The organism is Mycobacterium sp. NGS64 (genome assembly GCF_059812245.1).
Genome location: NZ_JCALCI010000001.1, coordinates 1,364,078 through 1,386,213, shown reverse-complemented (window position 1 = coordinate 1,386,213; position 22,136 = coordinate 1,364,078). Strand labels below are relative to the sequence as shown.

The window sequence follows — 22,136 nt, the reverse complement described above, 5'->3', positions numbered from 1 at the left end:
GCAGCGATAGGGAGAAGGTGGCCTGCCGATGACCACCGCCACGCGGCCCTTCCACGGGCACGGACGCCACGAACTGCCCGGCGGCCGCCACGAACTGCGCCATGGTCGCCGTGGCTTCGCGCGGCCATCGCGGACGTCAAATGTCTTGCTCGGCCAGCGATCCCGGTTGGGGGTCATCGTCGGCGCCGCCGCGCTTGCGCTGCTTTCCGGCGTCGCGGGCGCCCTCTTCGTGGTCGAACTTCGCCCGATTGCCCCCGCTGCGACGGGCCCCTCGGCCCCTGCCCAGCCGCCCGCAGCGACCATCGAGCTGGCGGCGGCCAAGGCGAGGCCCAGTGTGGTCAAACTCGTGACGGCGACCCCCGCGCGGACCGACGAGGGCTCGGGAGTCGTGCTGAGCGCCGACGGGCTGATCCTCACCAACAACCACGTCGTCTCGATGCCGGGTCCGGGACCCGGCCCCGCGGCGACCATGGCGACGCTGGCCGACGGTCGCGCCGCGCCGTTTACCATCGTGGGCGCCGATCCGGCCGCCGACATCGCGGTCGTTCGCGTTCAAGGGATTTCGGGCCTGGCCCCGATCACCATGGGGTCGTCGGCCGGCCTACAGGTGGGCCAAAACGTGGTGGCCATTGGCGCGCCGCTCGGGCTGGACGGCACGGTCACCACCGGGGTGATCAGCGCGCTGCATCGCCCGGTATCGGGCGTCACCGGACCCGGCGGCAGCAGCGCGGTGTTCGACGCCATCCAGACGGACGCCACGATGAGCCCCGGCAGTTCCGGCGGCGCACTGGTCAACACGGCCGGTGAGATGATCGGGCTCAATTCCGCCATCGCGACGATGGGAGCCGTTTACCCCGGTGGCCCGGCCGGCTGGATCGGCGTGGGTTTCGCCATCCCCGTCGACCAGGCCAAGCGCGTCGCCAACCAGTTGATCGCCAGCGGCAACGCGACGAACGCGTCGCTGGGCCACCGCTGAGCGGCGACTACCCGTCCCGTCCCAACGCCCGCCGCGCGTAGGCGCGCACGTCGGCATCGCCGTCCTTGAGCGCGATGCTCAGCGCGTCGCGGGCGGCGGGTTCGGCGGCCCAGCGGGTCAGGCTCAGCACCGCCGCCTTGCGCACGTCGAGGTGTGCGTCGGTGAGTGCCTCGGCCAGCAGGGGCACCGCGACCGCGGCGGACGCGCCCTTTAATGCCCGCGCCGCGCCCTCGCGCACCTGCCACGCCGGCGCCCGCAATGCCGTTTCGACGGCGCCGAGATCGGCTTCCGCGCAGCCCAATTCGCCCAGTGCGGCGAGGGCGGCCGCGCGCACCAGCGGGTCGGGATCGGCGACCAGCGCGCTGACCGCGTGCGCGCCGTCGCGCAGCGTCGCCAGGCCCCCGGCCGCCACGATGCGGACCTCCCGGCTCTCGTCCCTGGTCGCCGCGACGACGCCGGCCACGTCGTCGACCGACACCAGCGCGCGCACCGCCTCGATGCGCACCCGGTGGTCGGGATCGTCCAGGGCACCACGGTATTGGGCGGCCTTGCCGGCCCGGCGCGCGGCCAGCAGATAGACTGCGGCCGCTCGCACCACCGAATCCCGGGACGCCAGATGCGGTTCGGCGCCGGCCGGGTCGGGCAGCACCTCGACGAGCTCCCGGATGCCCTCGGCGCCGGTGCGGCGCACCGCGGCGTCGGCGTCGTCGAGCGCCGCGAACAGGGCGGGCGCGTACCCGTCCGGGATGTGCTCGGTCAGGGTGGCGACCGCGGTCCGGCGCACCCCGGGATCTGTGTCGGCCAGGTACGGCCCGAGGTCGGCGATCGTGGGCTCCTCCAGGGCGAGGACCTCGGCGATGCGCGGCGATGGGGGTTCGAACGCCGTTGCGGGCGAAGCGATCCGGGACACCACGGTGGCCGGCGCCTGACCGCCGATCAGCGGCGGCTGCTCCACCTCGCGCACGGTCTGGTCCACCGGCGGCAGGCCATCCAGCTCGGGGACGGGCACGAAGTACGGCGCGACGGGCCGCTTGAGGAAGGCCATTTCGCCGTCGGGGCCCTTGCGCAGGTTCAGGTGGTAGCCCCATTGGTTGTCGTCGCGGCCGGGCAGGTCGGCGCGGTCGTGGTAGAGGCCCCAGCGGGATTCGGTGCGGGTGAGCGAGGAGCGGGCGGCCATCTCGGCGCAGTCGCGGATGAACGACACCTCCACCGCCCGCATCAGCTCGTGCGGATCGCGTGCGCCCATCTCGGCGATCTCGGCCTGCATGCGGTCGAAGGTGCGGACCGCGATGGACAGCTTGGCCGCCGTCTTCGGCGGCGCCACATAGTCGTTGACGAAGCGGCGCAGCTTGTACTCGACCTGCGGCTGCGGCGGCCCGTCCGGGTGCCGCAGGGGGCGGTAGATCAGCTCGTGCGCGGCGCGCAGCTGGTCCTCCGGGAGTGTTTGTGGGGCAACGACATCGGGCAGCGACGTGGCGGCGTCGGTGCCGGCGAGGTCGCCGAACACGAACGCCCCGATCATGTAGTTGTGCGGGACGCAGGCCAGGTCGCCCGCGGCGTAGAGGCCCGGCACCGTGGTGCGGGCGTGCTCGTCGACCCACACCCCGGAGGCGGAATGCCCGCCGCACAAGCCGATCTCGGAGATGTGCATCTCGATGTCGTGGGTGCGGTAGTCGTGGCCCCGGTTGGCATGGAAGGTGCCGCGGGTCGGGCGTTCGGTGGTGTGCAGGATGTTTTCCAGCGCAGTCAGCGTCTCGTCGGGCAGGTGCGACACCTTGAGGTAGATCGGCCCGCGCGCGGAGTCGATCTCGCTTTTCACCTCGGCCATCATCTGCCCCGACCAGTAGTCGGAGTCGACGAACCGCTCGCCGTGGGCGTTGACCTGGTAGCCGCCGAACGGGTTGGCCACGTAGGCGCAGGCCGGCCCGTTGTAGTCCTTGATCAGCGGGTTGACCTGGAAACACTCGATTCCCGACAGCTCCGCGCCCGCGTGGTAGGCCATCGCGTACCCGTCCCCGGCGTTGGTCGGGTTCTCATACGTGCCGTACAGGTAGCCCGATGCGGGCAGGCCGAGCCGCCCACACGCCCCGGTGGCCAGGATGACCGCCTTGGCGCCGACGGCGACGAACTCGCCGGTGCGCGTGTTGAGTGCGGCGGCACCTACGGCGCGGCCCCCGTCGGTCAGGACTCGCACCGGCATCAGCCGGTTCTCGATGCGGATCCGCTCGCGCATGGACTTCTGTCGCAGCACCCGATAGAGCGCCTTCTTGACGTCCTTGCCCTCCGGCATGGGCAGCACGTAGGAGCCCGAGCGGTGCACCCGGCGCACCGCGTACTCGCCGTGCTCGTCCTTCTCGAACTTCACCCCGTAGCGCTCCAGCCGCTGCACCATCGCGAAACCGCGGGAGGCTGTCTGATAAATGGTGCGCTGGTTGACGATTCCGTCGTTGGCGCGGGTGATCTCCGCGACGTAGTCCTCGGGTTCGGCCTTGCCGGGGATGACGGCGTTGTTGACGCCGTCCATGCCCATCGCCAGCGCGCCGGAGTGCCGGACGTGGGCCTTCTCCAGCAGCAGCACCTGCGCGCCGTGCTCGGCGGCGGACAGGGCCGCCATGGTGCCGGCGGTGCCACCGCCGATGACCAGCACGTCGCAGTCGAGGCGGACGGGCGCGGACGGATCCGGGATGTCCATCATGCTGCCACCGAATTATCCAGCGCGGCAATGATTTCGGCGCGCAGTTCCGGACGGGGCCGGTCGACGCGGGGATCGGGCACGTCGAGCACCGCGCGCACCGGCTCGCCGGCTTTGCCCAGCACGACGATCCGGTCCCCCAGCGTCAGCGCCTCGTCGACGTCGTGGGTGACGAAGACGATCGTGGTCGGATGGGTGCGCCACGTGCCGACGAGCAGGCGCTGCATGGCGGCGCGGGTCTGGGTGTCCAGCGCCCCGAACGGCTCGTCCATCATCACCGCGCGCGGCGCCCCGGCCAGGCCGCGGGCCAGCTGGACGCGCTGGCGCATCCCGCCGGACAGGCTCTTGGGCAGGTAGTTACCGAAGCCGGTGAGCCCGAGCTCGTCGATCCAGCGCTCGGCCGCCGCGCGCCGGGTGGCGCGGGGTTCGCCGCGCAGCCGCAGCGCCAGCTCGATGTTGGACCGCACGGTGCGCCAGGGCAGCAGCGCGTTGTCTTGGAAGACCATGCCGCGGTCGCCCGAGGTGGTGGTGACCGGTACGCCGTCGGCGAGCACCCGGCCGTCGCCGGGCGGCAGCAGGCCGGCCAGCGCCCGCAGCACCGTCGACTTGCCGCAGCCCGACGGCCCGGTGAGCACCAGGATCTCTCCCGGCCGCACCGTGAGGCTCAGCCCGTCGATGACGGGAGAACCGGTGTAGGACAATCGGACTCCGTCCAGTTCGAGGCTCATGCCCCGATTTTTCGAGGTCATCGCGCCTCCTCCTGCGCGCGCGGCAGCCACCGCGTCACCCGGCGGCCCACCAGTTCCACGGCGGCCGCAGTCGCGAAGCCGAGCACGCCGATGGTGATGATGCCGACGAACACCTGCGGGTAGGCCAGCACGGTGTAGTCCTGCCAGGTGCGGTAGCCGACGCCGAGCCGACCGGAGATCATTTCGGCGGAGATCACGCAGATCCACGCCACCCCCATGCCGACCGAGAGCCCGCCGAACACGCCCGGCAGGATGCCCGGTAACACCACCTGGCTCAGCACCTCCCACCGGCCGCCGCCGAGGGTGCGCACCGAGTCCTCCCACAGCGTGGGCAGCGCCCGCACCGCGTGCCGGGTGCTGACCATGATCGGGAAGTAGGCCGCGAGGAAGGTGATGAACACGATCCCGGCCTCGTCGGTCGGGAACAGCAGGATCGCCACCGGCACCAGCGCGATGGCCGGGATGGGCCTGGCCAGCTCCGTCAGCGGGCCGAAGACGTCGGCGAACAACCGCGAACGGCCCAGCAGCACCCCGGTCGCCACGCCGATCACGGCGGCCAGTCCGAACCCGGTGAGGATCCGCAGCAACGACTGCGCCAAGTCGAGCCAGTACTCGTAGGCGCCCAGCCGGCGGTGCAGCGCGGTCACGATCTGGGTGACGGTCGGCAGGGTGTCGAAACGCAGCACCGCCCGCACCTTGCCGGCGGTGAGCAGCTGCCACAACCCGATGGCGGCGGCCACCGACGCCACGCGCACAAGCCACGACCGCCACGACCGCCCCGTCCAGGCCGACGGGCGCGGGGTGGCCAGGGCGGGCAGCGGGACGGCACCCACGACCCGTTCGCTCAATTCGGCGGTCATACCGAACCTCCCAGTGCTTGTTGGTAATTCACGGCGACGCTGCCGGGATGGGCAGCGGTGTAGCGACGGGCCCCGGCGACGGTGCCGAAGGGCAGATAGGTCTGGCCGTCCCGCACCCATACCGCCTTGTCGGCGAACCACCGCGTTCCCAGCTCCGCGTCGGGAACGTAGGCCGCGCGGACCTTCGCGCCGCGGGCGGCGGCATCCCTGATCGCCTGCAGCAGAGCGGTGGGATTGGCGACGGTTTGGGTCGTGTCGGAGCCGTCCAGCCACAGCTCGCTGGCCTGCGCGGGGTCGCCGGCGAGCACCGACGGGTTGACAGCGCGCGCCCGCGTCGCGTCATAGTCGAGCCCGCGGGCGGCGAACACCGCGCGCAGCGGTGAGTCCACGACGAACTTTCCCACGTCAAGGTCGGCGAAGTCACCGATCGACTTCAGGTACGGCACATCGCTTTTCAGCGCGTCGACCAGCGACGGTTTCAGCGTGGTGTCGAACGAGGTGCCACCGGGGCCGTTGTAGAGGTACACCACCTCCTGCGGCAGCCCGCTCCCCTGCGCGACGATGCGCGCGGCCTCCAGCGGCTTCTGGTTGAGGAAATCGGTCGCGTCCAGTTGCGCCTGCAGGAACGCCGCCAGCACCTCCGGGTGGGCCGACGCGTACGAGCGCCGCACCACCACGCCGTGCAGAGTAGGCAGGTTGAGCTCGGCACCGTCGTAGAGCAGCTTGGCCTTACCCTGATAGACCAACAGCCCGGGCCACGCCACGAACTGCGAAAGACCCTGCACCTGACCGGATTCCAGGGCGGACGCGCCGATCTGCGGCTGCTGGTTGAGCACCTCCACGCCGCCGACGCCGGCCTTGGCCAGGGCGCGCACCAGCGTGCCGTGGCCCGCCGAGCCCACGCTAGCCGACACCTTGGCGCCGGCCAGGTCGCCCAGCGTGGTCGCCGGCGAATCCGGCGCCACCACAACCATGTTCAGCGCGCCGCGCGGGTTGTAGCCGGTGACCGACACCATCTCCGTGCGGGCCAGCGGGTTGGCCTGGGTCTTGGAGCCGTTGATCAGCATCGGGTAATCGCCCATCGAGCCGATGTCGATCTTCTCGGCGAGCATCTGCGCGGTGATCGGGGCGCCGGTGTCGTAGTCCTGCCAGCGCACCGCGTATCGGGTCCCGGTGCGGGTGGTGATGTCGGCGAGCCGGTGCTCCAAGTACCCCTGCGCGCGCAGCAGCGTGCCCGCGGTGACGGTGTTGATGGTCTTGGACTGGTATCCCACCACGACGTTGACCACGCCGGAGGATTGCGAGAACGACTCCAGCGAGCAGCCGGAAACGACGGCGACGACAACGGCGGCGATCGAGATCAGCCGTGCGGCTTGGCGTTTCATCAGCGTAAGAGGTAGGGCATGTTGACGGTGACGGCGCCGGTGGGGCAGCGGGCCGCGCAGGGGCCGCAGTACCAGCATTCGTCGACATGCATATAGGCCTTGCCGGTGTCGGGGTTGATGGCCAGCGCGTCCAGCGGGCAGACCTCGACGCACAGGGTGCAGCCGTCGATGCACAGCGACTCGTCGATCGTGACCGGCACGTCGGCGCGGTTGTTGACCAGCGTCATGGCTTGCTCCTAATCAGACTCCCGCGCATGGTGATTCGATCACCACGCATCCGGATGTACTCGAGGTCGACGGGCCTGCCGTCGTCGAGGCTGGTGAGCCGCTCCAGCATGAGCAGCGCCGCCCCGTCGGGCACCTGCAGTGTGGCCGCCGAGTGCGCGTCGGCGGGGATGGCCTCCAGCGCCAGCGACGCCGAACCCAGCCGCTGCCCGCTCACCTCCTCGATGAGCGCGAAGATGTCGTTGGTCTCCAGCGGATAGTCCAGGATCCGGCTTCCGATGTCCGGGGCCAGGTAGGTCAGGTCGAGGCTGAGCGGCAGTTCGCCGAGGTATCGCAACCGCTCGACGAACACCGCCTGCCCGCCCGCCTGAAGCCCCAGCCGGCGGGCCACCGACGGCGGGGCGGTCACGGGCATGGCGGCGCGCACTTCGTTGCGCACCTCCCCGAGGTGTTTGAACGTCTCCTTGAGACCCAGCAGCGCGTCCAGCCCGTGGGCATACTTGCGCTGGGCGACGTGCGTGCCGACCTTCGGGCCGCGGTCGATCAGTCCCTCGTTTTTCAGGATGGTGAGGGCCTCGCGAACGGTGTTGCGCGACACGGCGAATTCGGCCGCCAGCTCGTGCTCGGCCGGCAGCGCGTCGGGGTAGGCGTCGGCGTGGATCTGCTGGCGCAACACGTCGGCCACCCGGCGGGCACGGTCGGATCGGGACCCCTCTGAAGGTCCGCGAATCGGAACTGGTTGCGCCACGCCGTCACGCTAACGCGACCCAGCGGGCCGCCCGGGGCGGTCGAACGCGGCCCCCGGGACCGCATCGAGGCATTGCGCCGGGCGCAATTCGGCGGCGACCAGCAAAAAGCCGCACCCACCGCCCTATTGCGCCACCTGGCGAACGGCGACGTCTTTGCGATCCCGGTGAGCGAAAACTACGGTCGCGACGCTCCGGCCAGTTCTCGCTCCGGCGGTGGTGGCGGCCGGTTCTCCAGGCCCGGCGGCACCAACCCGGCGGGCACCAGCGGCACCGCCACCAGCGGGAACAGCCCGCACAGCGCCCAGGCCGCCGGGTATTCGGCCGCCGCGACCACCGCGCCGAACAGCGGCGGCCCGGCCGCGGCCATCAGCCGTTGCGTGGTGTTCTGCAGGCCCAGCGCGCGTCCGCTCCAGAACGGCCCGGCGAACTCCGTGATGGCGGTGGCCTCCAGCCCGTTGTCGAGGACAGCGAGCACCGAGATGGCGACCATCAGCAACACGGCGTATCCCGAACCCGTGCCGTCGGTGAGGGCGAGCACGAACAGCGCCACCGCGGCGGCGATCGCGATCGTGCGGACCGGGCGCATTCGCGAGCCGACGCGATCGGACCAGCGGCCCACCGCGATTCGGCCCGCGGCCCCTAGCACCTGGGTCAGGGTGACCAGGCCGCCGGCGGCCGCCACCGACCAACCGTGGCGATGCATCAACCACACGAGCATGAACGTCACAGTCACCGTCTGCGGGATCATCAGCAGCCCGGCGACCGCATGGATGCGCCACAACACGGACGAGCCGCGATAGGGGCTCGCCAGCTCCTCCACCGCCGCGGCCGTGCGGGATTTCCTTGGGGGATCGACGATTCCGATCGCGCTGGCCACGGCCGCGATCGTGCACATCACCGCGAGGAACATCAGCCCGCGGTGCGGGCCGCTTTCGGACAGCTCCGGTATCACCAACGCCCCCAAGGCGATTCCCAACGGTTGCGCGGTTTGGCGGATGCCCATCGCCAGGCCGCGCTGGCGGGGCGGGAACCAAGCCGACACCAGCCGGCCGCCGGCGGTGTTGCAGCTCGCCGCGGCCATCCCACCGATGAACAGGAACACACCGATCATGAGCACCGAATGGGCGGACGCGGCGGCGTAGGCGGCGGCCGCCGTCAGCACCGAGCCCGCCGTGAGCACGGTGCGCTCACCGACCCGGTCCAGCACGTAGCCCCAGAAGACCAGCGTGACCACCATGCCCCAGCTGGGCATCGACGACAGCAGCACGGCCGTCGGCAGCGACATCCCGCGGCGCGACTCCAGCGAGGGAATCAGGAACGCCACGCCGTTGATGAAAAGGAAGGACGTCGCCGTCACCCCCAACGAGACGGCCATGATCGACCACCGCGCACCCGCCCCGGCTGAGGACATGGTGCCCGTTTCCTCCAGCATTCATCCATGTTGACATAGCGTTCGGCGGCCACCGGTCGTCGCGGCAGCCGAAACTTATTGAACGCTAAGGTTATTCCTAATTGTTACCAAGTGTTGATGCAGGCGCGTCATCGGCCGAGGCGCGAATTGACTTGTGTTACAAGCATTTTAGGACCCAACGGAAGTTCGCGGCGCGTTCTGCTCGCACCCGCGATCACCGCAGAATTCATAGCGTACGCACAGCAATCCGATCGATCTCAGCGATTTCTCATCGGAGGCGCCGTGGACATGCACGACAACAGACCGGAAGATCACTACGTGATGAATGACGCTGCAAAACACGCTTTGACCAAGGTGCCGGCCGTCACCCTGGGCTTTTGGGTGATCAAGATCCTGGCGACGACGCTGGGCGAGACGGGCGGCGACACCGTCACGATGACCCTCTTCCACGCTGATACGCACAAGAATTGGGGGTATTTGTTTGGCGTTGCGCTTTTCGGCGTGGCGCTGGTCGTCCTGGTCGCCGCCCAGATCTTCGCCAAGCGGTTTCACGCGAGCCTGTACTGGGCGACCATCGTAGCCTCGACGACGTTTGGCACAACGCTGGCCGATTTCGCCGACCGATCGCTCGGGATCGGCTACACGGGCGGATCGCTCCTGCTTCTTGCTTGTGTGTTGACTACCTTAGGGCTTTGGCGCTGGTCGGAGGGAACGGTATCCGTCAGCACGGTGTCGACCCCGAAAGTCGAAGCGTTCTACTGGACGACCATCACGTTTTCGCAGACGCTGGGTACCGCGCTCGGCGATTGGCTCGCCGACACGCGCGGATTCGGCTACGAGCGCGGCGCGTTGGTATTTTCTGCGGCTCTTGCCGTGGTTGCGGCCCTGTATTTCTGGACCGGCGTGTCGCGCGTCGCGCTGTTCTGGGTGGCCTTCATCCTGACGCGGCCACTGGGTGCAACGGTGGGGGACCTGCTTGACAAGCCGGTCGCCGACGGCGGCCTCGCGCTGAGCCGTCCCCTGGCGTCGGCGGTGATCGCCGCGATCGTCGTCGCATTGGTCATCGTGTTGCCGCAGCGTCCGGGACGCCACCCCGGTCAGCCGGAAGACCGCGCGGCGGCGGAAACCGCCTGAGTCACAGGGCTTCCCAGCAGATTCCCAGCGACCCGCGCCTACGCTGGAATTGTCATGGGAAAGTTGACGAAGTTGACCAGCAAAATCCTGATCGGCGTTGCCATTTGTGTGGGTGCCGGCGTCCTCGGATCGGCGACGGCGAGCGCCGACCCGAGTGTGTTCAGCAGTCTCAGCTGCAGCTGCCAACGGACGGCTGCGGCCGGCAGCCCGGCGCGGCAGGACGAGATAACCCGCGGAATCCGGCAGGGACTGTCGGACTGGCCCGCCGTGGCCGGATAGCGGCGCTCAGCCGCGCCCGGTCACCGCCTGCGCGACGCTGTCGCCGTTGCGCGCCGACGCGTCGGCCGGCAGCTCGAAGGCGGGGTATGCCGAACCGACCGCGGCCGTCGCCGCGCTGCGTTGGGCTTCCATGCGCGCCAGCGCGGCGTCGGTGAAGACCGACAATCCCAGGTCGGGGTTGTAGCCGTGGATCTCCTTGACGTCGAGCTGGGCCAGGAAATAGACGATCTCCTTCGAGACCACCTGCCCCGGGACCAGCACCGGGAAGCCCGGCGGGTAGGGCACCACGAACGTGGTGGAGACCAGCGTCCGGCCCTCGGCGAGCCGCCGGCCCGCCATGCCGATCAGCACGTGCTCGCGGTCCGACTCCTCGTATCCGGCGTAGAAGGCCGACCGCATGTCGCCGAACATGCAGGCGTCGACGGGGCGGAACGCCATGTCGAATTCGCTGAAATCCGGCAGGTGCGGCAGGTCTTCGGTGATCTCCTCGACCCGGCGCTGCTGCAGGGCGCGGTCGTCCTTGCCGCCGATGCTCTGGCTGCGCTCGAAGTCGGTCGCGATGCGCCGCAGCACGTCGAGCAGGTAGTGCACGCTCGACCAGGTGACCCCGATGGTGAAGATCAGCAGCACGCTGTTGATGGACGTTTTGTTGATCTGAATCCCGAACCGCTCCATCAGGATCTTCTCGCGGAAGTCGTAGCCGTTCATGCCGGTCTTGCCGATGAACAGGGTGACCCGCGTGGCGTCCAGCACGAACTGGTCCGACCGCCACGCCTCGTTCCACTCCGCCAGGGCGCCCTGGCGAACCTCGCGGTAGGAGCTGACGCACGACGCGCGGAACTCGTCCGGCACCAGGTCGGACTCGTCGAGGATGCGGAACCACTTGCCGATCAACCGGTCCTTGCGGACGCGGTGCCGAAAGACCAGCGCCATGTTGTAGACGTTGCGGACCAACTCGAAGCCCTCGATGTCGACCTGCCGGCGCGCCAGGTCCAGCGACGCCAGCAGCTGCTGGTTCGGCGACGTCGAGGTGTGCGTCAAGAACGCCTCGACGAACGCGTCGCGGGTGAGCGCCTTGAAGTCCTGGTCGCGGACGTGGACCATCGACGCTTGCCGGAACGCCGACAGCGACTTGTGCGTGGAGTGCGTCGCGTAGACGCGGACGCGCGCACGGGCGGGGTCGGGCAGCAGCCGTCGGTCGACCCACTCGGAACGCTGCACTCCCTCCATCGATGCGGCCCAATCCCGGTATTCCGCAGCGTATTCCGGCGACGCCAGCATCTGCTCGAGGCGTTCGGCGGACACCATCGCGGTGCGCTGCCGCGCCCACGGCACCGCGGTGGCGAACGCGTACCACGCCTCGTCCCACAGGAAGCAGATGTCCGGCTTGATCGCCAGCACCTCCTCCATCACCCGGCGCGGGTTGTAGACGACGCCGTCGAAGGTGCAGTTGGTGAGCAGCAGCATGCGGACCCGGTCCAGCTGGCCGGCCGCCTCGAGGTCCAGCAGCGCCTTTTTGATCGTGTGCAGCGACACGGCCCCGTAGATCGCGTACTCGGGCAGCGGGTAGGCGTCCAGGTACAGCGGGTAGGCCCCGGCCAGCACCAGGCCGTAGTGGTGCGACTTGTGGCAGTTGCGGTCGATGAGGACGATGTCGCCCGGTCGGGTGAGGGCCTGCACGACGATCTTGTTGGCGGTGGACGTCCCGTTGGTGACGAAGTAGGTGTGGTTGGCGTTCCACGTCACCGCGGCCTTGTCCATCGCCTTTTTGATGTTGCCGTGCGGGTCCAGCAGCGAGTCCAATCCCCCCGAAGTGCTCGAGGTCTCGGCCATGAAGATGTTGCGGCCGTAGAACTCCCCCATGTCCTGCAGGGACTTTGAGTTGAAGATGCTGGCGCCGCGCGCGACGGGTAGCGCGTGGAACTGGCCGACCGGGGCCCCCGCGTAGGCGCATAGGGCGTCGAAAAACGGTGTGGCGAAACGGTTTCGCAGGCCCGCGAGCACGGTGCTGTTGAGGTCGGTGACGTCGTTGAGCCGGTAGAACGTTCGGTCGTAGACGTCGGGTTCGTCCTCGGTCTCCGCGGCGATCGACTCGTCCGTGAGCAGATACAGGTCGATGTGCGGGCGGAGCTCCCGTATCCACTCGGCGCATTCCACCCAGTCCTGGGTGTCCCTGGCCACCGCGTCCTCGGCGTCCTCGCAGGCGGCGCCCAGCAGCGTGTTCATCAGCGGCACCCGGTCGTGGGAGCGCAGCGGCAGGTCGTGGCGGATGATCGCGGCCTGAATCTCGCCGTTCAGCGCGACCGCGGTGATGGCGTCCTCGATGCTGCCCACCACCAGCAGCTCGTACTGCACGTCGTCGGACGGGGTCCGCAGCGCCCGCAGGCACTCCGCCAGGCTGTCGGGGGCCGTCGACGGGGCGTCGTCGGCAAGCAGCACGGTGTAGAACTGCTGCTGTTTGGCCTGGGCGACCAGCTCCTGCTCGGCCAGCGACGCGGTGGTGTCGAAGAGCCCGGCGCGGTCGCCGTATTCGCTCAGCAGGCGCACCGCCAGCGACACCTCCTCGCTGAGGCGCACCGTCGAGAGGCCCTCGAGGTGGGCGCGAAACGTCGCGAGGTTGGCCGCACCGGGGTACAGCCAGTACCGCTCGTAGGCGGCGATGCGGTCCATCAGGCGCTTCACCCGGGCGATGTCGTGCGTCTTGTCCAGGCCGGCGAGGTCGACGTCGCGCAGGTGACGGCAGGCGTCGTCGAGCAGGTTCCAGGTGTCGACGCGCGTGTACGACGGGTTGGCGACCGCCGCGAGCGCGGACACGCGAAGCCGCCTCGGGCGGGCAGATTCTGGACTCATCTCGTCATTGTGGCCCGGCCTCGCCGCGTGCGCGATGATTATCGGCCGTCCGATTTGCCGTAGGCGACGGCCACGACGAGCCCGGCCGTCGCCATCAAGAGAAACAGCATGGCCACGGGGTCGACCAGCTCGAGGATCATGCGACCACGGCGACGTCGGGCACCGCGCTGATCAGCGTCACGATCAGGTCGGCGCCGTCGGGAATCGAGTAGACCCGTCGTTCCCCGGGACGCGCACCGGCAATCGCGCGGCCCAGCGGCGACAGCGTCGAGTACACCTTGATGTTGCCGTCCTTGGCGCCGTACCGGCCCAGCCGAAAGGTTTCGGTCTCGCCGGTGTCCTCGTACCGGATGGTGACGATCGTGCCCGGCTCGGCGGCGTTCCTGTCCTCCGTCACAATCGCGCGAGCCAGCACATCCTCGATCTCACGGATGCGCGCCCGGCGCGCCGAGTAGCGCGCGATCCGGTTGGCGTCGTAATCCATGAAGTCGTCCGGCACTTCGATGCTGCGTCGCGACCGCAGCGCCGTGAGTTCGCCCACCAGGCGGCCGTATTCGTGCCGGGTCAGCCAAATTGGTTGTGTATCATGCATTTTCCTACCTCTTTCATTTCGTGAGAGTGTCGTCAGGGACGGGCCGCGGCGGGGCAACCGCCCCTGACGACGTGGCGCCCGCGGGGGGCAGGTACTTCGAAGCCGGTGAGCCGCGGCTAGTCGGCGGTGCGGTCGGCGACCATGCGGTCGAAGTTTCGCTGCCAGCCAGCGTGGCGCTTGCGGTCGATAACGATGCGCGCCATCCCGAATAGCGTCGCCGCCCCGATGGCGGCGCCGAACCAGATGGCCGTTCCGGTCGCCACTGCCTCGTCCAATGCGGAAAACACCGGCTTGCCGACCGGCAGGCCTTGCTCGTCCACCCAAATATCCACGCGGTCACCGGGTTTGGCGGTCCGCTCGACGACAACCAGGCCGGTGTGTTCGGAACCCGCGACGACCCACCGCGCCGGCGCCGCGACGGTCGGGCTGGACAGGTTCCGGCCGGCGTGGCTGTCCCCCGTGATGGTCGCGGTGACTTTCTGGCGGGTCTGCGCCTGCGCGGCATAGACGCGGCTGCGGGAATCGTGGACCGCGGTCCCGACGGCGGCGGCGACGGGAAGGGCGACGATCGACACCGCGAACGCGAGCACCAAAAGCAACGCTTCGACGCGGTCGATGCTGCGCACCAACGGGTTCAGGCCGAACAGCCGCGCGAGCAGCGGCGGCACGCGCGCGGGAACCTCGAGCGTTTCCATCTCGTCGGGGCGCGGAGTAGTCATGGGACGGTCACCTCAAACCGGGGCATTAATTGACAACTCCATGGTGGCCGGGATCAAGGCCACGGGCTTGCCCCAGTCGGACAACGCTGCCGCCGCGCATTGTCGCGTTCCGACAGTGCGCGGGGCGTCAGTCCGCGTCGGTGGCGGCCAACTCGATCGTCATCGCCAGCCGCTTCTTGGCGTCGTCCAGTGGCAGGTTGGTTATCTCGGCCATCTTGCGAAGCCGGTATCGCACGGTGTTCTCGTGCACGCCCAACCGCTCACCCGCACGCACCGGGTCGCCCTGGGCCTCCAGCCAGGCCCGCAGCGTGCCGACGTAGTCCGTCGAGTTCGCTTGGTCGTGGCGACGCAAATCGGCGACCGGTCCACGGTCCGGCAACCGACCGGCTCGCGCCGCGGTGCGCAGCCGCTGCAGCAGGATCTCGTCCCACGCCTCGTCGTACGCCGGCGGCGCCCCGCCGCCGGATTCATGCAGCGCCAGACACTCGTCGGCCTCCCGGCGCGCGGCGACGAGATCCGCCACGTCGGCCGGTCCACTGATGCCGGCCGCAACGCCGACGGCTTCGGGCATGGCGGCCGTGAGATCGCTTACCCAGCGCCGCGCCGCGTCCGCCGGCTCACCGGGAAGGACGGTGTAGACCGTATTTCCGGCCAGCGCGCTGCGGCCGGGCCGTGACCAGCCGAACCCCGCGGTGGCGCGGTCGAACGCCAACAGCAGGGCGGCGTCGCGCTCGCCGTCGATGACCGCTTGCAGCGCGATCACCCGCAGCGGTCCGCGCGACAGGCCCAGTCGGCTGGCCAGCGTCGCGGCCTCGATGGTGCCCTCCAACAACCGGATCACCAGCTCTGATTCGACCTGGCGCTCCAAGTCCGCGCTGGCTCGGGAGCGGAGCAGGTGCAGGGCCACCGTGTGCGCGCCGTCGGTCAGCGCGTCCCGCTCGGCGCCGTCCAACGGGGCCGCGCAGGCCACCCACACCGAACCCAATAGCTCCCGCCCGGAACGCACCGCGACCACCATGCGCCCGGTCAGGCCGTGTTCGGCGTCGGCGCCGACAAATACGGGGTCGTCGGACGCGCCCAGGTGCGCGAACACACCCCGCGCCTCGAAGAGCGCCCGCAGCCGCTCGGGGATCTGACGGCCCAGGATCGTCTCGACGCGCGCCGGGTCGGCGTGCTGCTGCGCCCGCGAATACGCCAGCAGCCGCAACCGCGCGTCCTCGATCGTCACGGCACCGCCGGTCGACTCGGCCAGGCTGTCGGCCAGTGCGAACAAATCCGTTGGGCCGCGCCCGGATTCGGTCTCGCGGCCCTCCAGCACCAGCCCGTAGACCACCGCGGCGACCTCGCTCCACGACACCGACGGGTCGAGCACCATCACCGCGCCGGGCCGGGCGCCGCCGTCGGACGGCGTCGGCTCCTCGTCGCCGCGTGTCAACAGCACCACCGCGCGGGCGGAAGCCGCCCAGTCGACCGCTTCCCGCAGGGAGCCGGCCCCGATCGCCAGCAACACGTCGCCCACCGGCGGGCGCTCGGCGTTCGACTCGTGAATCACCACGCTGCGCAGTTCGGTCGACCTCGGCACCGCAGACCATCGCAACCTGACCCCGTAACCCCCCAGCACGTTCACCAAGCGGTCCAAAGTGATCACGAGCCGCTCCCGGTTCAGCCGTCCAGTTCGTCGTCGCTATCTACGATCCGCCGGTTTGCCCTGGAGTCCATCCACCGCAGCACGGGGAGCTCCCGGCTGCGCGCCGGCAACTCGGTGACGTCGCTCAGTGAGCGCACCACGGCCTGCGTCAGGCCCATGATGGCGGCCATCACCGGCAGCAGCGGCTGCAGCGGCCGTGCGGCCGACCGGACCGTGCTGATGCGGCGGGCCACGATCAGGCGTTCGATCGAGTGGTAGAGCCAGGCGCCGACGCCCAGCGCGTAGATCGCGAGCGCCGACGCGACGATGCTCCACCCGTAGGCCGCGCACACGACCGCGCCCAGCACCACCGTTGCGGCCAGGAAGGCCGCGACGGCGACGCGCAGCTCCAACCGGGTCATTGTTCTTCGCGGACCGCCTTGGCGGCCGCGCGGATCTGCGGGGTCACCAGCATGACTTGGCCGAGCACCCCGTTGACGAAGCCCGGCGACTCGTCGGTGGACAGCTCCTTGGCCAGCTGCACGGCCTCGTCGACGGCGACGGGCTCGGGGACGTCGTCGGCGTAGAGCAGCTCCCACACCGCGACCCGCAGAATGGCCCGGTCGACCGCGGGCAGCCGGTCCAGCGTCCAGCCCTGCAGGTGCGAGCTGATCAGGTCGTCGATGTGGGCGAGGTGCTCACCGACACCCCTCGCCGCCGCGGCGGTGTACGGGTACAGCGGCGACACGTCGGGATTCGCGTCGGCCAGCGCGGTGCGGACGTCGACCACTTCGGCCGGGGTCAGCTCCCGGGCCTCGGCCTCGAACAACAGGTCGACGGCGCGTTTGCGCGCCTGATGGCGTCCCTTAGCAGCCATGCGGCCCGCTCACGCGTTGACGCGGCCCAGGTAGCTACCGTCGCGCGAGTCCACCTTCAGCTTGTCCCCGGTGTTGATGAACAACGGCACCTGGATCTCCGCGCCGGTCTCCAGCGTGGCCGGCTTGGTCCCGGCGCTGGACCGGTCGCCCTGCAGGCCCGGTTCGGTGTGGGTGACCTCGAGCTCGACCGACACCGGCAGCTCGATGTAGAGCGGCGCCCCGTTGTGGAACGCGATCTGCACGGGCAGACCCTCCAGCAGGAAGCGCGACGCGTCGCCGACCAGGGACTCGGGCAGCGGGTGCTGCTCGTAGTCCTGACTGTCCATGAACACGAAGTCCGAGCCGTCGTGGTACAGGTAGGTCGCGTCGCGGCGGTCGACGGTGGCGGTCTCCACCTTGACGCCCGCGTTGTAGGTCTTGTCGACCACCTTGCCGGACAGCACGTTCTTCAGCTTGGTGCGCACGAAGGCCGGCCCCTTGCCGGGTTTGACGTGCTGGAACTCGACGATCTGCCATAGCTGGCCGTCGATCTCCAGCACAAGTCCGTTTTTGAAGTCGGCAGTCGTCGCCACGGTCGGTGTATCTCCTATGGGATGGCAGTTCTCCGCGAACATCGCTGTCGGTTCGCCCCATGCAGATTACCCGCGCCGCGGCACCGGGCCGAACCGTGCGCCCGTGATCGCGCGCACCCCGGCCCTTAGAGGGCAACCAGGATATTCAGCGCGATGTCGATCGTCGGCAGCACGAACACGAAGAAGAACGCGGTCGAAAATGCGATGGCTTCGCGAATCAGCGGAAGCAGAAATCCCGCTAATTGATTGAGCATCTGCTCGAACGTGGTGAGAGCGCCGCTGAAGAAATTCTGTACGTCGCCCCATAGGGCCGATATCGCGCCGGTGATCGATTCCGCGGGCGGCAGCAAAGCAGCGTTGGCGGCCTCGGCGGCCGCATACGAGCCCGCGCCCTTAGCCAACTGCTGGACGAACTGCTCCTGAGCCGCCGCCGCCTGCCCGGCCTGCGCCTGATAGTGCTCGGCGTGCCGGGAGAAGAAGTTCGCGATGGTCACCGACACCTCGTCGGCGGCTGCGGGCAACACCGCGAGGGTCGGGGCGGCCGCCGCGACGTGGGCGACACTGAGATTCGAGCCGATGCTCGCCAAATCCGTTGCCGCGGAGGCGATTAACTCCGGCGCCGCGGTCACATACGACATATCGGCTCTCGCATCCGGTCAGCCTAGCCCGCGGGTTCGCGCGCTGGAACCTAACAGAAAGCCAACTTCTGGCATCGGCGTCCGTCCAAGTTTGTAGGGAAATACCTAATTGAACGCCGAGTCCCCCCATCACTAGCGTCGCCGCCGTCGGTTCCACGCAACGGGGAGGTAGGCATGTCGTTTGTTGTTGCGGCGCCGGAGTTCATGTCGTCGGCGGCCTCGGATCTGGCGAACATCGGATCGGCACTTAACGCCGCCCACGCGGCGGCCGCGGTCCCGACGTCCAACGTGCTGGCGGCCGCCGGCGACGAGGTGTCGGCGGCCATCGCCTCGCTGTTCGGGGCGCACGGGCAGGCCTACCAGGCGCTCAGCGCCCAGGCGGCCGCCTTCCACGAGCAGTTTGTCCGGCTCATGAACGCCGGTGCGGCGCAGTACGCCGCCGCCGAGGCCGCGAACGCCAACCCGCTGCAGACCCTGGAGCAGGACATCCTCGGGGTGATCAACGAGCCCACCGAAATACTGCTGGGACGCCCCCTGATCGGCAACGGCGCCGACGGGGTGACCAACGCCCAAGGCATCGGCACCGACGGCCAACCCGGCGGCATCCTGTGGGGCAACGGCGGCAACGGCGGACTGAGCACCCGCGACGGTGCGCCCGGCGGCGCCGGTGGACCCGCCGGGCTGTTCGGTAATGGCGGCAACGCGGGCGGCGCCGGTCCATTCGCGAACGGCGCGAACGGCGGGGCCGGTGGCCTCATCTGGGGCGCCGGCGGCAACGGCGGCGCTGCCGGGGCGGGGCCCCTGGTGGGCGGCGTCGGCGGCAACGGCGGCTCGGCCGGCCTCTTCGGCACCGGCGGAATGGGCGGTCACGGCGGCGACGGTCCTAACACTTCTGGCGGAAACGGCGGCGCCGGCGGCAACGGCGGCCTGATCTACGGCAGCGGCGGCGCCGGCGGCACCGGCGGCAACAGCGCGCAGGGTTCGGGCGGCGCCGGGGGCAACGGCGGCGCTGGCGGCACACTGCTCGGCAACGGCGGCGACGGCGGCGCCGCCGGCACCGGCAATAGCGTCGCCGGCAACGGCGGAACCGGCGGCGGCGGCGGAAAGGGCGGCTTCTTCTACGGCAACGGCGGCGCCGGGGGCGCCGGCGGCGGTGGTGCCAACGGCGGCCACGGTGGCGCCGGCGGCGATGGCGGCACAGTGTTCGGCAACGGCGGAGCCGGGGGCACTGGCAGTGGCGGCCCAGATGGGGGCACCGGCGGCGATGGTGGCGCCGGCGCGCTCTTCGGCGATGGCGGCCGGGGCGGCGACGGCGGGGCCGCCGGCGGCGGGGGCGGGAACGGCGGCAACGGGGGCAACGCCAAGCTGGTCGGTGCCGGCGGCAACGGAGGGAACGGCGGTACCGGCATCCTTCACGGCAACGGCGGGGCCGGCGGGACTGGTGGCGTCATCTTCGGAACCCACGGGGCAAACGGCACCAGCTGACACCGGCACTAAGTCAGGATCGTCAGCTAACCGGCGAATTTCGTAGGGAAATCCCTAATTGAACCCAGATGCCCCCCATCACTAGCGTCACTGCCATCGGCCATACAACGGAGCGGTGTATTAGCAAGTCCGCCAAAGGGTTTGGCACAACGTTGAGGGTGGGTCCCATGTCGTTTGTCATCGCAGCGCCGGAATTGATGTCCTCGGCGGCAGAGGCAGCGGCGGCTTCGGCGGTGGCAGCGGTGGCAACGGCGGCAACGCGATCCCGGTCGGCAACGGCGGCAATGGCGGCAACGCCGGTACCGGCCTCACCGATGGTCATGGCGGGACTGGCGGCGCGTTGTTCGGCGCGCACGGCACCAGCGGCACCAGCTGAGCCGAAAACCATAGGGAAATCCCTGATTCGGGCCGACGCTCGCGATCGCTAGCGTCACCGACGTAGGGCCCGAGAGATTAGGTGGGGTGACATGTCGTTTCTCGTTGCGGCGCCGGAGTTCGTGTCGTCGGCGGCTTCGGATCTGGCCAACATCGAGTCGGCACTTAACGCCGCCCACGCCGCGGCCGCGGGGCCGACGTCCAACGTGCTGGCGGCCGCCGGCGACGAGGTGTCGGCGGCCATCGCCTCGCTGTTCGGCGCGCACGGGCAGGCCTACCAGGCGCTCAGCGCCCAGGCGGCGGCCTTCCACCAGCAATTCGTCGGGCTGATGAACGCCGGTGCGGCGCAGTACACCGCCACCGAGGCCGCCAATACCGGCCCGCTGCAGACCCTCGAGCAAGACATCCTCGCAGTGATCAACGAGCCCACCGAGATACTGGTCGGACGCCCGCTGATCGGCAATGGCGCCGACGGAGTGACCAACGCCCAAGGCATCGGCACGCCCGGCCAGGCCGGCGGCATCCTGTGGGGCAACGGCGGCAACGGCGGCACCAGCACCGCCATCGGCACGAACGGCGGTGCCGGCGGGGCCGCGGGGCTTATCGGCAACGGCGGCAACGGCGGCGCCGGCGGCCCCGGCGCAATCGGTGGCAACGGCGGGGCCGGGGGCCTCCTTTTCGGCAATGGCGGCAGCGGCGGAGGCGGCACCGTCGGCGGATCGGGCGGCAACGGCGGGTCGGCCTTCTTGTTCGGTAACGGCGGAGGCGGAGGCACCGCCGTCGGCAGCCCGAACTTCGGCGGCAACGGCGGCACCGGCGGCAACGGCGGGTTCTTCTACGGAGCCGGCGGGGCCGGCGGGAACGGCGGCGGCGGCACCACGGGCGGCAGCGGCGGCAACGGCGGCGACGGCAGCTTCTTCTACGGCAACGGCGGCGCCGGGGGCGCCGGCGGCACTCCCGGCGGCGCCGGCGGGCACGGCGGTAACGCCCATTTGATCGGTAACGGCGGGAATGGCGGCCCGAGCGGCCTCGGCGGCGGCAGCGGGGTACACGGCGGGGACGGCGGCGCCGGAGGCCTGTTATTCGGCGACGGCGGCGGTGGTGGCGCCGGCGGGTCGGGCGGCAACGGCGGATCGGCATTCTTGTTCGGCGCGGGCGGCAGCGGAGGCGCCGCCTTCAGCAGCGGTGCGGGTATCGGCGGCAACGGCGGGCACGGCGGGTTCTTCTACGGCAACGGCGGCGCCGGTGGCAACGGCGGCGGCGGCCTCACCGGCGGCAGCGGCGGCAACGGCGGCGACGGCAGCTTCTTCTACGGCAACGGAGGGGCCGGGGGCGCCGGGGGCAGTATCGGCGGCGCGGGCGGGCACGGCGGGAACGCCCATTTCATCGGTAACGGCGGCAACGGCGGCGCCAGCAGCGGCGCCGGCGCACGGGCCGGGGACGGCGGGGCCGCAGGCCTGCTGTTCGGGAATGGCGGCGCCGGCGGGGGTGGTTCCGCCGGTGCGTCGGGCGGCAGCGGGGGGTCGGCCTTCTGGTTCGGTAACGGCGGCAGCGGAGGCTCCGCCCTCGGTAGTCCGACTGTCGGCGGCAACGGCGGCAACGGCGGCAACGGCGGGCTCTTCTACGGCAACGGCGGCGCCGGCGGCAACGGCGGCGGCGGCACCACCGGCGGCAACGGCGGCAACGGCGGCAACAGCGGCGTCTTCTACGGCAACGGCGGCGAAGGCGGCGAAGGCGGCAGCGCCGGCGGCAACGGCGGCCGCGGCGGGAACGCCGCCCAGCTGATCGGTCGCGGCGGCAACGGAGGCAATGGCGGCCTTCCTAACGGCGCCGGCGGGGCCGGCGGGGCCGGTGGAGTCCTCTTCGGGATCCGCGGCACTAACGGCACCAACTGAACCCGAAACGTAGGGAAATCCCTAATTCGTGCCTGTGCCCAGACC

Annotated in this window: 20 protein-coding genes; 4 read left to right on the top strand and 16 right to left on the bottom strand. The window is 70.2% G+C overall.

Annotation, left to right across the window (positions count from 1 at the left end):
- Positions 1–28 precede the first annotated feature (28 nt).
- Positions 29–976, top strand: coding sequence for a S1C family serine protease (locus AC5Y4S_RS06965; RefSeq protein ID WP_500031350.1), 948 nt, complete (start codon positions 29–31; stop codon positions 974–976).
- 7 nt (positions 977–983) lie between these two features.
- On the opposite strand, the gene AC5Y4S_RS06960 is transcribed toward AC5Y4S_RS06965, so the two are convergent.
- The 7 genes from AC5Y4S_RS06960 to AC5Y4S_RS06930 form a co-directional block, all read right to left on the bottom strand.
- A complete protein-coding gene (locus tag AC5Y4S_RS06960; RefSeq protein ID WP_500031348.1) occupies positions 984–3,671 on the bottom strand; it encodes a fumarate reductase/succinate dehydrogenase flavoprotein subunit in 2,688 nt (895 codons plus the stop codon).
- On the bottom strand, positions 3,668–4,396 hold the full coding sequence (locus tag AC5Y4S_RS06955) for an ABC transporter ATP-binding protein (protein WP_500031346.1): 729 nt from the start codon (positions 4,394–4,396) through the stop codon (positions 3,668–3,670). The genes AC5Y4S_RS06960 and AC5Y4S_RS06955 overlap by 4 nt, the downstream gene beginning before the upstream one ends.
- 17 nt (positions 4,397–4,413) lie before the next feature.
- Positions 4,414–5,277, bottom strand: coding sequence for an ABC transporter permease (locus AC5Y4S_RS06950; RefSeq protein ID WP_500031344.1), 864 nt, complete (start codon positions 5,275–5,277; stop codon positions 4,414–4,416).
- The gene (locus AC5Y4S_RS06945) at positions 5,274–6,662 is read right to left on the bottom strand and encodes an ABC transporter substrate-binding protein (RefSeq protein ID WP_500031339.1); all 1,389 of its coding nucleotides are present in this window, start codon (positions 6,660–6,662) and stop codon (positions 5,274–5,276) included. The genes AC5Y4S_RS06950 and AC5Y4S_RS06945 overlap by 4 nt, the downstream gene beginning before the upstream one ends.
- The gene (locus AC5Y4S_RS06940) at positions 6,662–6,889 is read right to left on the bottom strand and encodes a 4Fe-4S dicluster domain-containing protein (protein ID WP_068187516.1); all 228 of its coding nucleotides are present in this window, start codon (positions 6,887–6,889) and stop codon (positions 6,662–6,664) included. Before AC5Y4S_RS06940 ends, AC5Y4S_RS06945 begins: the two co-directional genes overlap by 1 nt.
- A complete protein-coding gene (locus tag AC5Y4S_RS06935) occupies positions 6,886–7,635 on the bottom strand; it encodes a GntR family transcriptional regulator (RefSeq protein WP_500031334.1) in 750 nt (249 codons plus the stop codon). Before AC5Y4S_RS06935 ends, AC5Y4S_RS06940 begins: the two co-directional genes overlap by 4 nt.
- Before the next feature lie 176 nt (positions 7,636–7,811).
- Entirely contained in the window at positions 7,812–9,047 is a 1,236-nt protein-coding gene (locus AC5Y4S_RS06930; protein WP_500032187.1) for an MFS transporter, read from the bottom strand.
- 321 nt (positions 9,048–9,368) lie between these two features.
- On the opposite strand from AC5Y4S_RS06930, the gene AC5Y4S_RS06925 reads away from it, so the two are divergent.
- Positions 9,369–10,181: a COG4705 family protein gene (locus AC5Y4S_RS06925; RefSeq protein WP_500032186.1), complete on the top strand. Its 813-nt coding sequence runs from the start codon at positions 9,369–9,371 to the stop codon at positions 10,179–10,181.
- Positions 10,182–10,466: 285 nt separating this feature from the next.
- Here AC5Y4S_RS06925 and AC5Y4S_RS06920 read toward each other — a convergent pair whose 3' ends face one another.
- The 8 genes from AC5Y4S_RS06920 to AC5Y4S_RS06885 form a co-directional block, all read right to left on the bottom strand.
- Complete coding sequence (locus AC5Y4S_RS06920) at positions 10,467–13,310, bottom strand: aminotransferase class I/II-fold pyridoxal phosphate-dependent enzyme (RefSeq protein WP_500031330.1); 2,844 nt, start codon at positions 13,308–13,310, stop codon at positions 10,467–10,469.
- Between the two features lie 136 nt (positions 13,311–13,446).
- A complete protein-coding gene (locus AC5Y4S_RS06915; RefSeq protein WP_500031328.1) occupies positions 13,447–13,902 on the bottom strand; it encodes a GreA/GreB family elongation factor in 456 nt (151 codons plus the stop codon).
- A gap of 116 nt (positions 13,903–14,018) precedes the next feature.
- Positions 14,019–14,621 carry an Rv1733c family protein gene (locus AC5Y4S_RS06910; protein WP_500031326.1) on the bottom strand — a complete coding sequence of 201 codons (603 nt, stop codon included), beginning with the start codon at positions 14,619–14,621 and terminating at the stop codon, positions 14,019–14,021.
- 127 nt (positions 14,622–14,748) lie between these two features.
- A complete protein-coding gene (locus tag AC5Y4S_RS06905) occupies positions 14,749–16,269 on the bottom strand; it encodes a PucR family transcriptional regulator (protein ID WP_500031324.1) in 1,521 nt (506 codons plus the stop codon).
- 14 nt (positions 16,270–16,283) lie between these two features.
- Complete coding sequence (locus AC5Y4S_RS06900; protein WP_500031322.1) at positions 16,284–16,670, bottom strand: antitermination protein NusB; 387 nt, start codon at positions 16,668–16,670, stop codon at positions 16,284–16,286.
- On the bottom strand, positions 16,667–17,125 hold the full coding sequence (gene nusB / locus AC5Y4S_RS06895) for a transcription antitermination factor NusB (protein WP_068105033.1): 459 nt from the start codon (positions 17,123–17,125) through the stop codon (positions 16,667–16,669). The genes AC5Y4S_RS06900 and nusB overlap by 4 nt, the downstream gene beginning before the upstream one ends.
- A 9-nt stretch (positions 17,126–17,134) precedes the next feature.
- Entirely contained in the window at positions 17,135–17,698 is a 564-nt protein-coding gene (gene efp, locus AC5Y4S_RS06890; protein ID WP_068105036.1) for an elongation factor P, read from the bottom strand.
- 125 nt (positions 17,699–17,823) lie between these two features.
- The gene (locus AC5Y4S_RS06885) at positions 17,824–18,336 is read right to left on the bottom strand and encodes a PE family protein (protein ID WP_500031319.1); all 513 of its coding nucleotides are present in this window, start codon (positions 18,334–18,336) and stop codon (positions 17,824–17,826) included.
- Between the two features lie 174 nt (positions 18,337–18,510).
- On the opposite strand from AC5Y4S_RS06885, the gene AC5Y4S_RS06880 reads away from it, so the two are divergent.
- A complete protein-coding gene (locus AC5Y4S_RS06880) occupies positions 18,511–19,821 on the top strand; it encodes a PE family protein (RefSeq protein ID WP_500031317.1) in 1,311 nt (436 codons plus the stop codon).
- A 22-nt stretch (positions 19,822–19,843) separates the two neighbouring features.
- Here AC5Y4S_RS06880 and AC5Y4S_RS06875 read toward each other — a convergent pair whose 3' ends face one another.
- On the bottom strand, positions 19,844–20,143 hold the full coding sequence (locus AC5Y4S_RS06875) for a hypothetical protein (RefSeq protein WP_500031315.1): 300 nt from the start codon (positions 20,141–20,143) through the stop codon (positions 19,844–19,846).
- 145 nt (positions 20,144–20,288) lie between these two features.
- Between AC5Y4S_RS06875 and AC5Y4S_RS06870 the strand changes: the two genes are divergently transcribed.
- Complete coding sequence (locus tag AC5Y4S_RS06870; protein WP_500031312.1) at positions 20,289–22,091, top strand: PE family protein; 1,803 nt, start codon at positions 20,289–20,291, stop codon at positions 22,089–22,091.
- Positions 22,092–22,136 lie beyond the last annotated feature (45 nt).

What these genes read in the sequence shown, in the direction of transcription:
- AC5Y4S_RS06900 (WP_500031322.1), bottom strand. Translation starts at nt 16,670, where the DNA reads ATGACCCGGTTGGAGCTGCGCGTCGCCGTCGCGGCCTTCCTGGCCGCA.
- AC5Y4S_RS06945 (WP_500031339.1), bottom strand. Translation starts at nt 6,662, where the DNA reads ATGAAACGCCAAGCCGCACGGCTGATCTCGATCGCCGCCGTTGTCGTC.
- AC5Y4S_RS06925 (WP_500032186.1), top strand. Translation starts at nt 9,369, where the DNA reads ATGAATGACGCTGCAAAACACGCTTTGACCAAGGTGCCGGCCGTCACC.
- AC5Y4S_RS06955 (WP_500031346.1), bottom strand. Translation starts at nt 4,396, where the DNA reads ATGAGCCTCGAACTGGACGGAGTCCGATTGTCCTACACCGGTTCTCCC.
- AC5Y4S_RS06920 (WP_500031330.1), bottom strand. Translation starts at nt 13,310, where the DNA reads ATGAGTCCAGAATCTGCCCGCCCGAGGCGGCTTCGCGTGTCCGCGCTC.
- AC5Y4S_RS06960 (WP_500031348.1), bottom strand. Translation starts at nt 3,671, where the DNA reads ATGATGGACATCCCGGATCCGTCCGCGCCCGTCCGCCTCGACTGCGAC.
- AC5Y4S_RS06965 (WP_500031350.1), top strand. Translation starts at nt 29, where the DNA reads ATGACCACCGCCACGCGGCCCTTCCACGGGCACGGACGCCACGAACTG.
- AC5Y4S_RS06910 (WP_500031326.1), bottom strand. Translation starts at nt 14,621, where the DNA reads ATGACTACTCCGCGCCCCGACGAGATGGAAACGCTCGAGGTTCCCGCG.
- AC5Y4S_RS06870 (WP_500031312.1), top strand. Translation starts at nt 20,289, where the DNA reads ATGTCGTTTCTCGTTGCGGCGCCGGAGTTCGTGTCGTCGGCGGCTTCG.
- AC5Y4S_RS06915 (WP_500031328.1), bottom strand. Translation starts at nt 13,902, where the DNA reads ATGCATGATACACAACCAATTTGGCTGACCCGGCACGAATACGGCCGC.
- AC5Y4S_RS06875 (WP_500031315.1), bottom strand. Translation starts at nt 20,143, where the DNA reads ATGACCATCGGTGAGGCCGGTACCGGCGTTGCCGCCATTGCCGCCGTT.
- AC5Y4S_RS06940 (WP_068187516.1), bottom strand. Translation starts at nt 6,889, where the DNA reads ATGACGCTGGTCAACAACCGCGCCGACGTGCCGGTCACGATCGACGAG.
- AC5Y4S_RS06950 (WP_500031344.1), bottom strand. Translation starts at nt 5,277, where the DNA reads ATGACCGCCGAATTGAGCGAACGGGTCGTGGGTGCCGTCCCGCTGCCC.
- AC5Y4S_RS06930 (WP_500032187.1), bottom strand. Translation starts at nt 9,047, where the DNA reads ATGTCCTCAGCCGGGGCGGGTGCGCGGTGGTCGATCATGGCCGTCTCG.
- nusB (WP_068105033.1), bottom strand. Translation starts at nt 17,125, where the DNA reads ATGGCTGCTAAGGGACGCCATCAGGCGCGCAAACGCGCCGTCGACCTG.
- AC5Y4S_RS06880 (WP_500031317.1), top strand. Translation starts at nt 18,511, where the DNA reads ATGTCGTTTGTTGTTGCGGCGCCGGAGTTCATGTCGTCGGCGGCCTCG.
- AC5Y4S_RS06885 (WP_500031319.1), bottom strand. Translation starts at nt 18,336, where the DNA reads ATGTCGTATGTGACCGCGGCGCCGGAGTTAATCGCCTCCGCGGCAACG.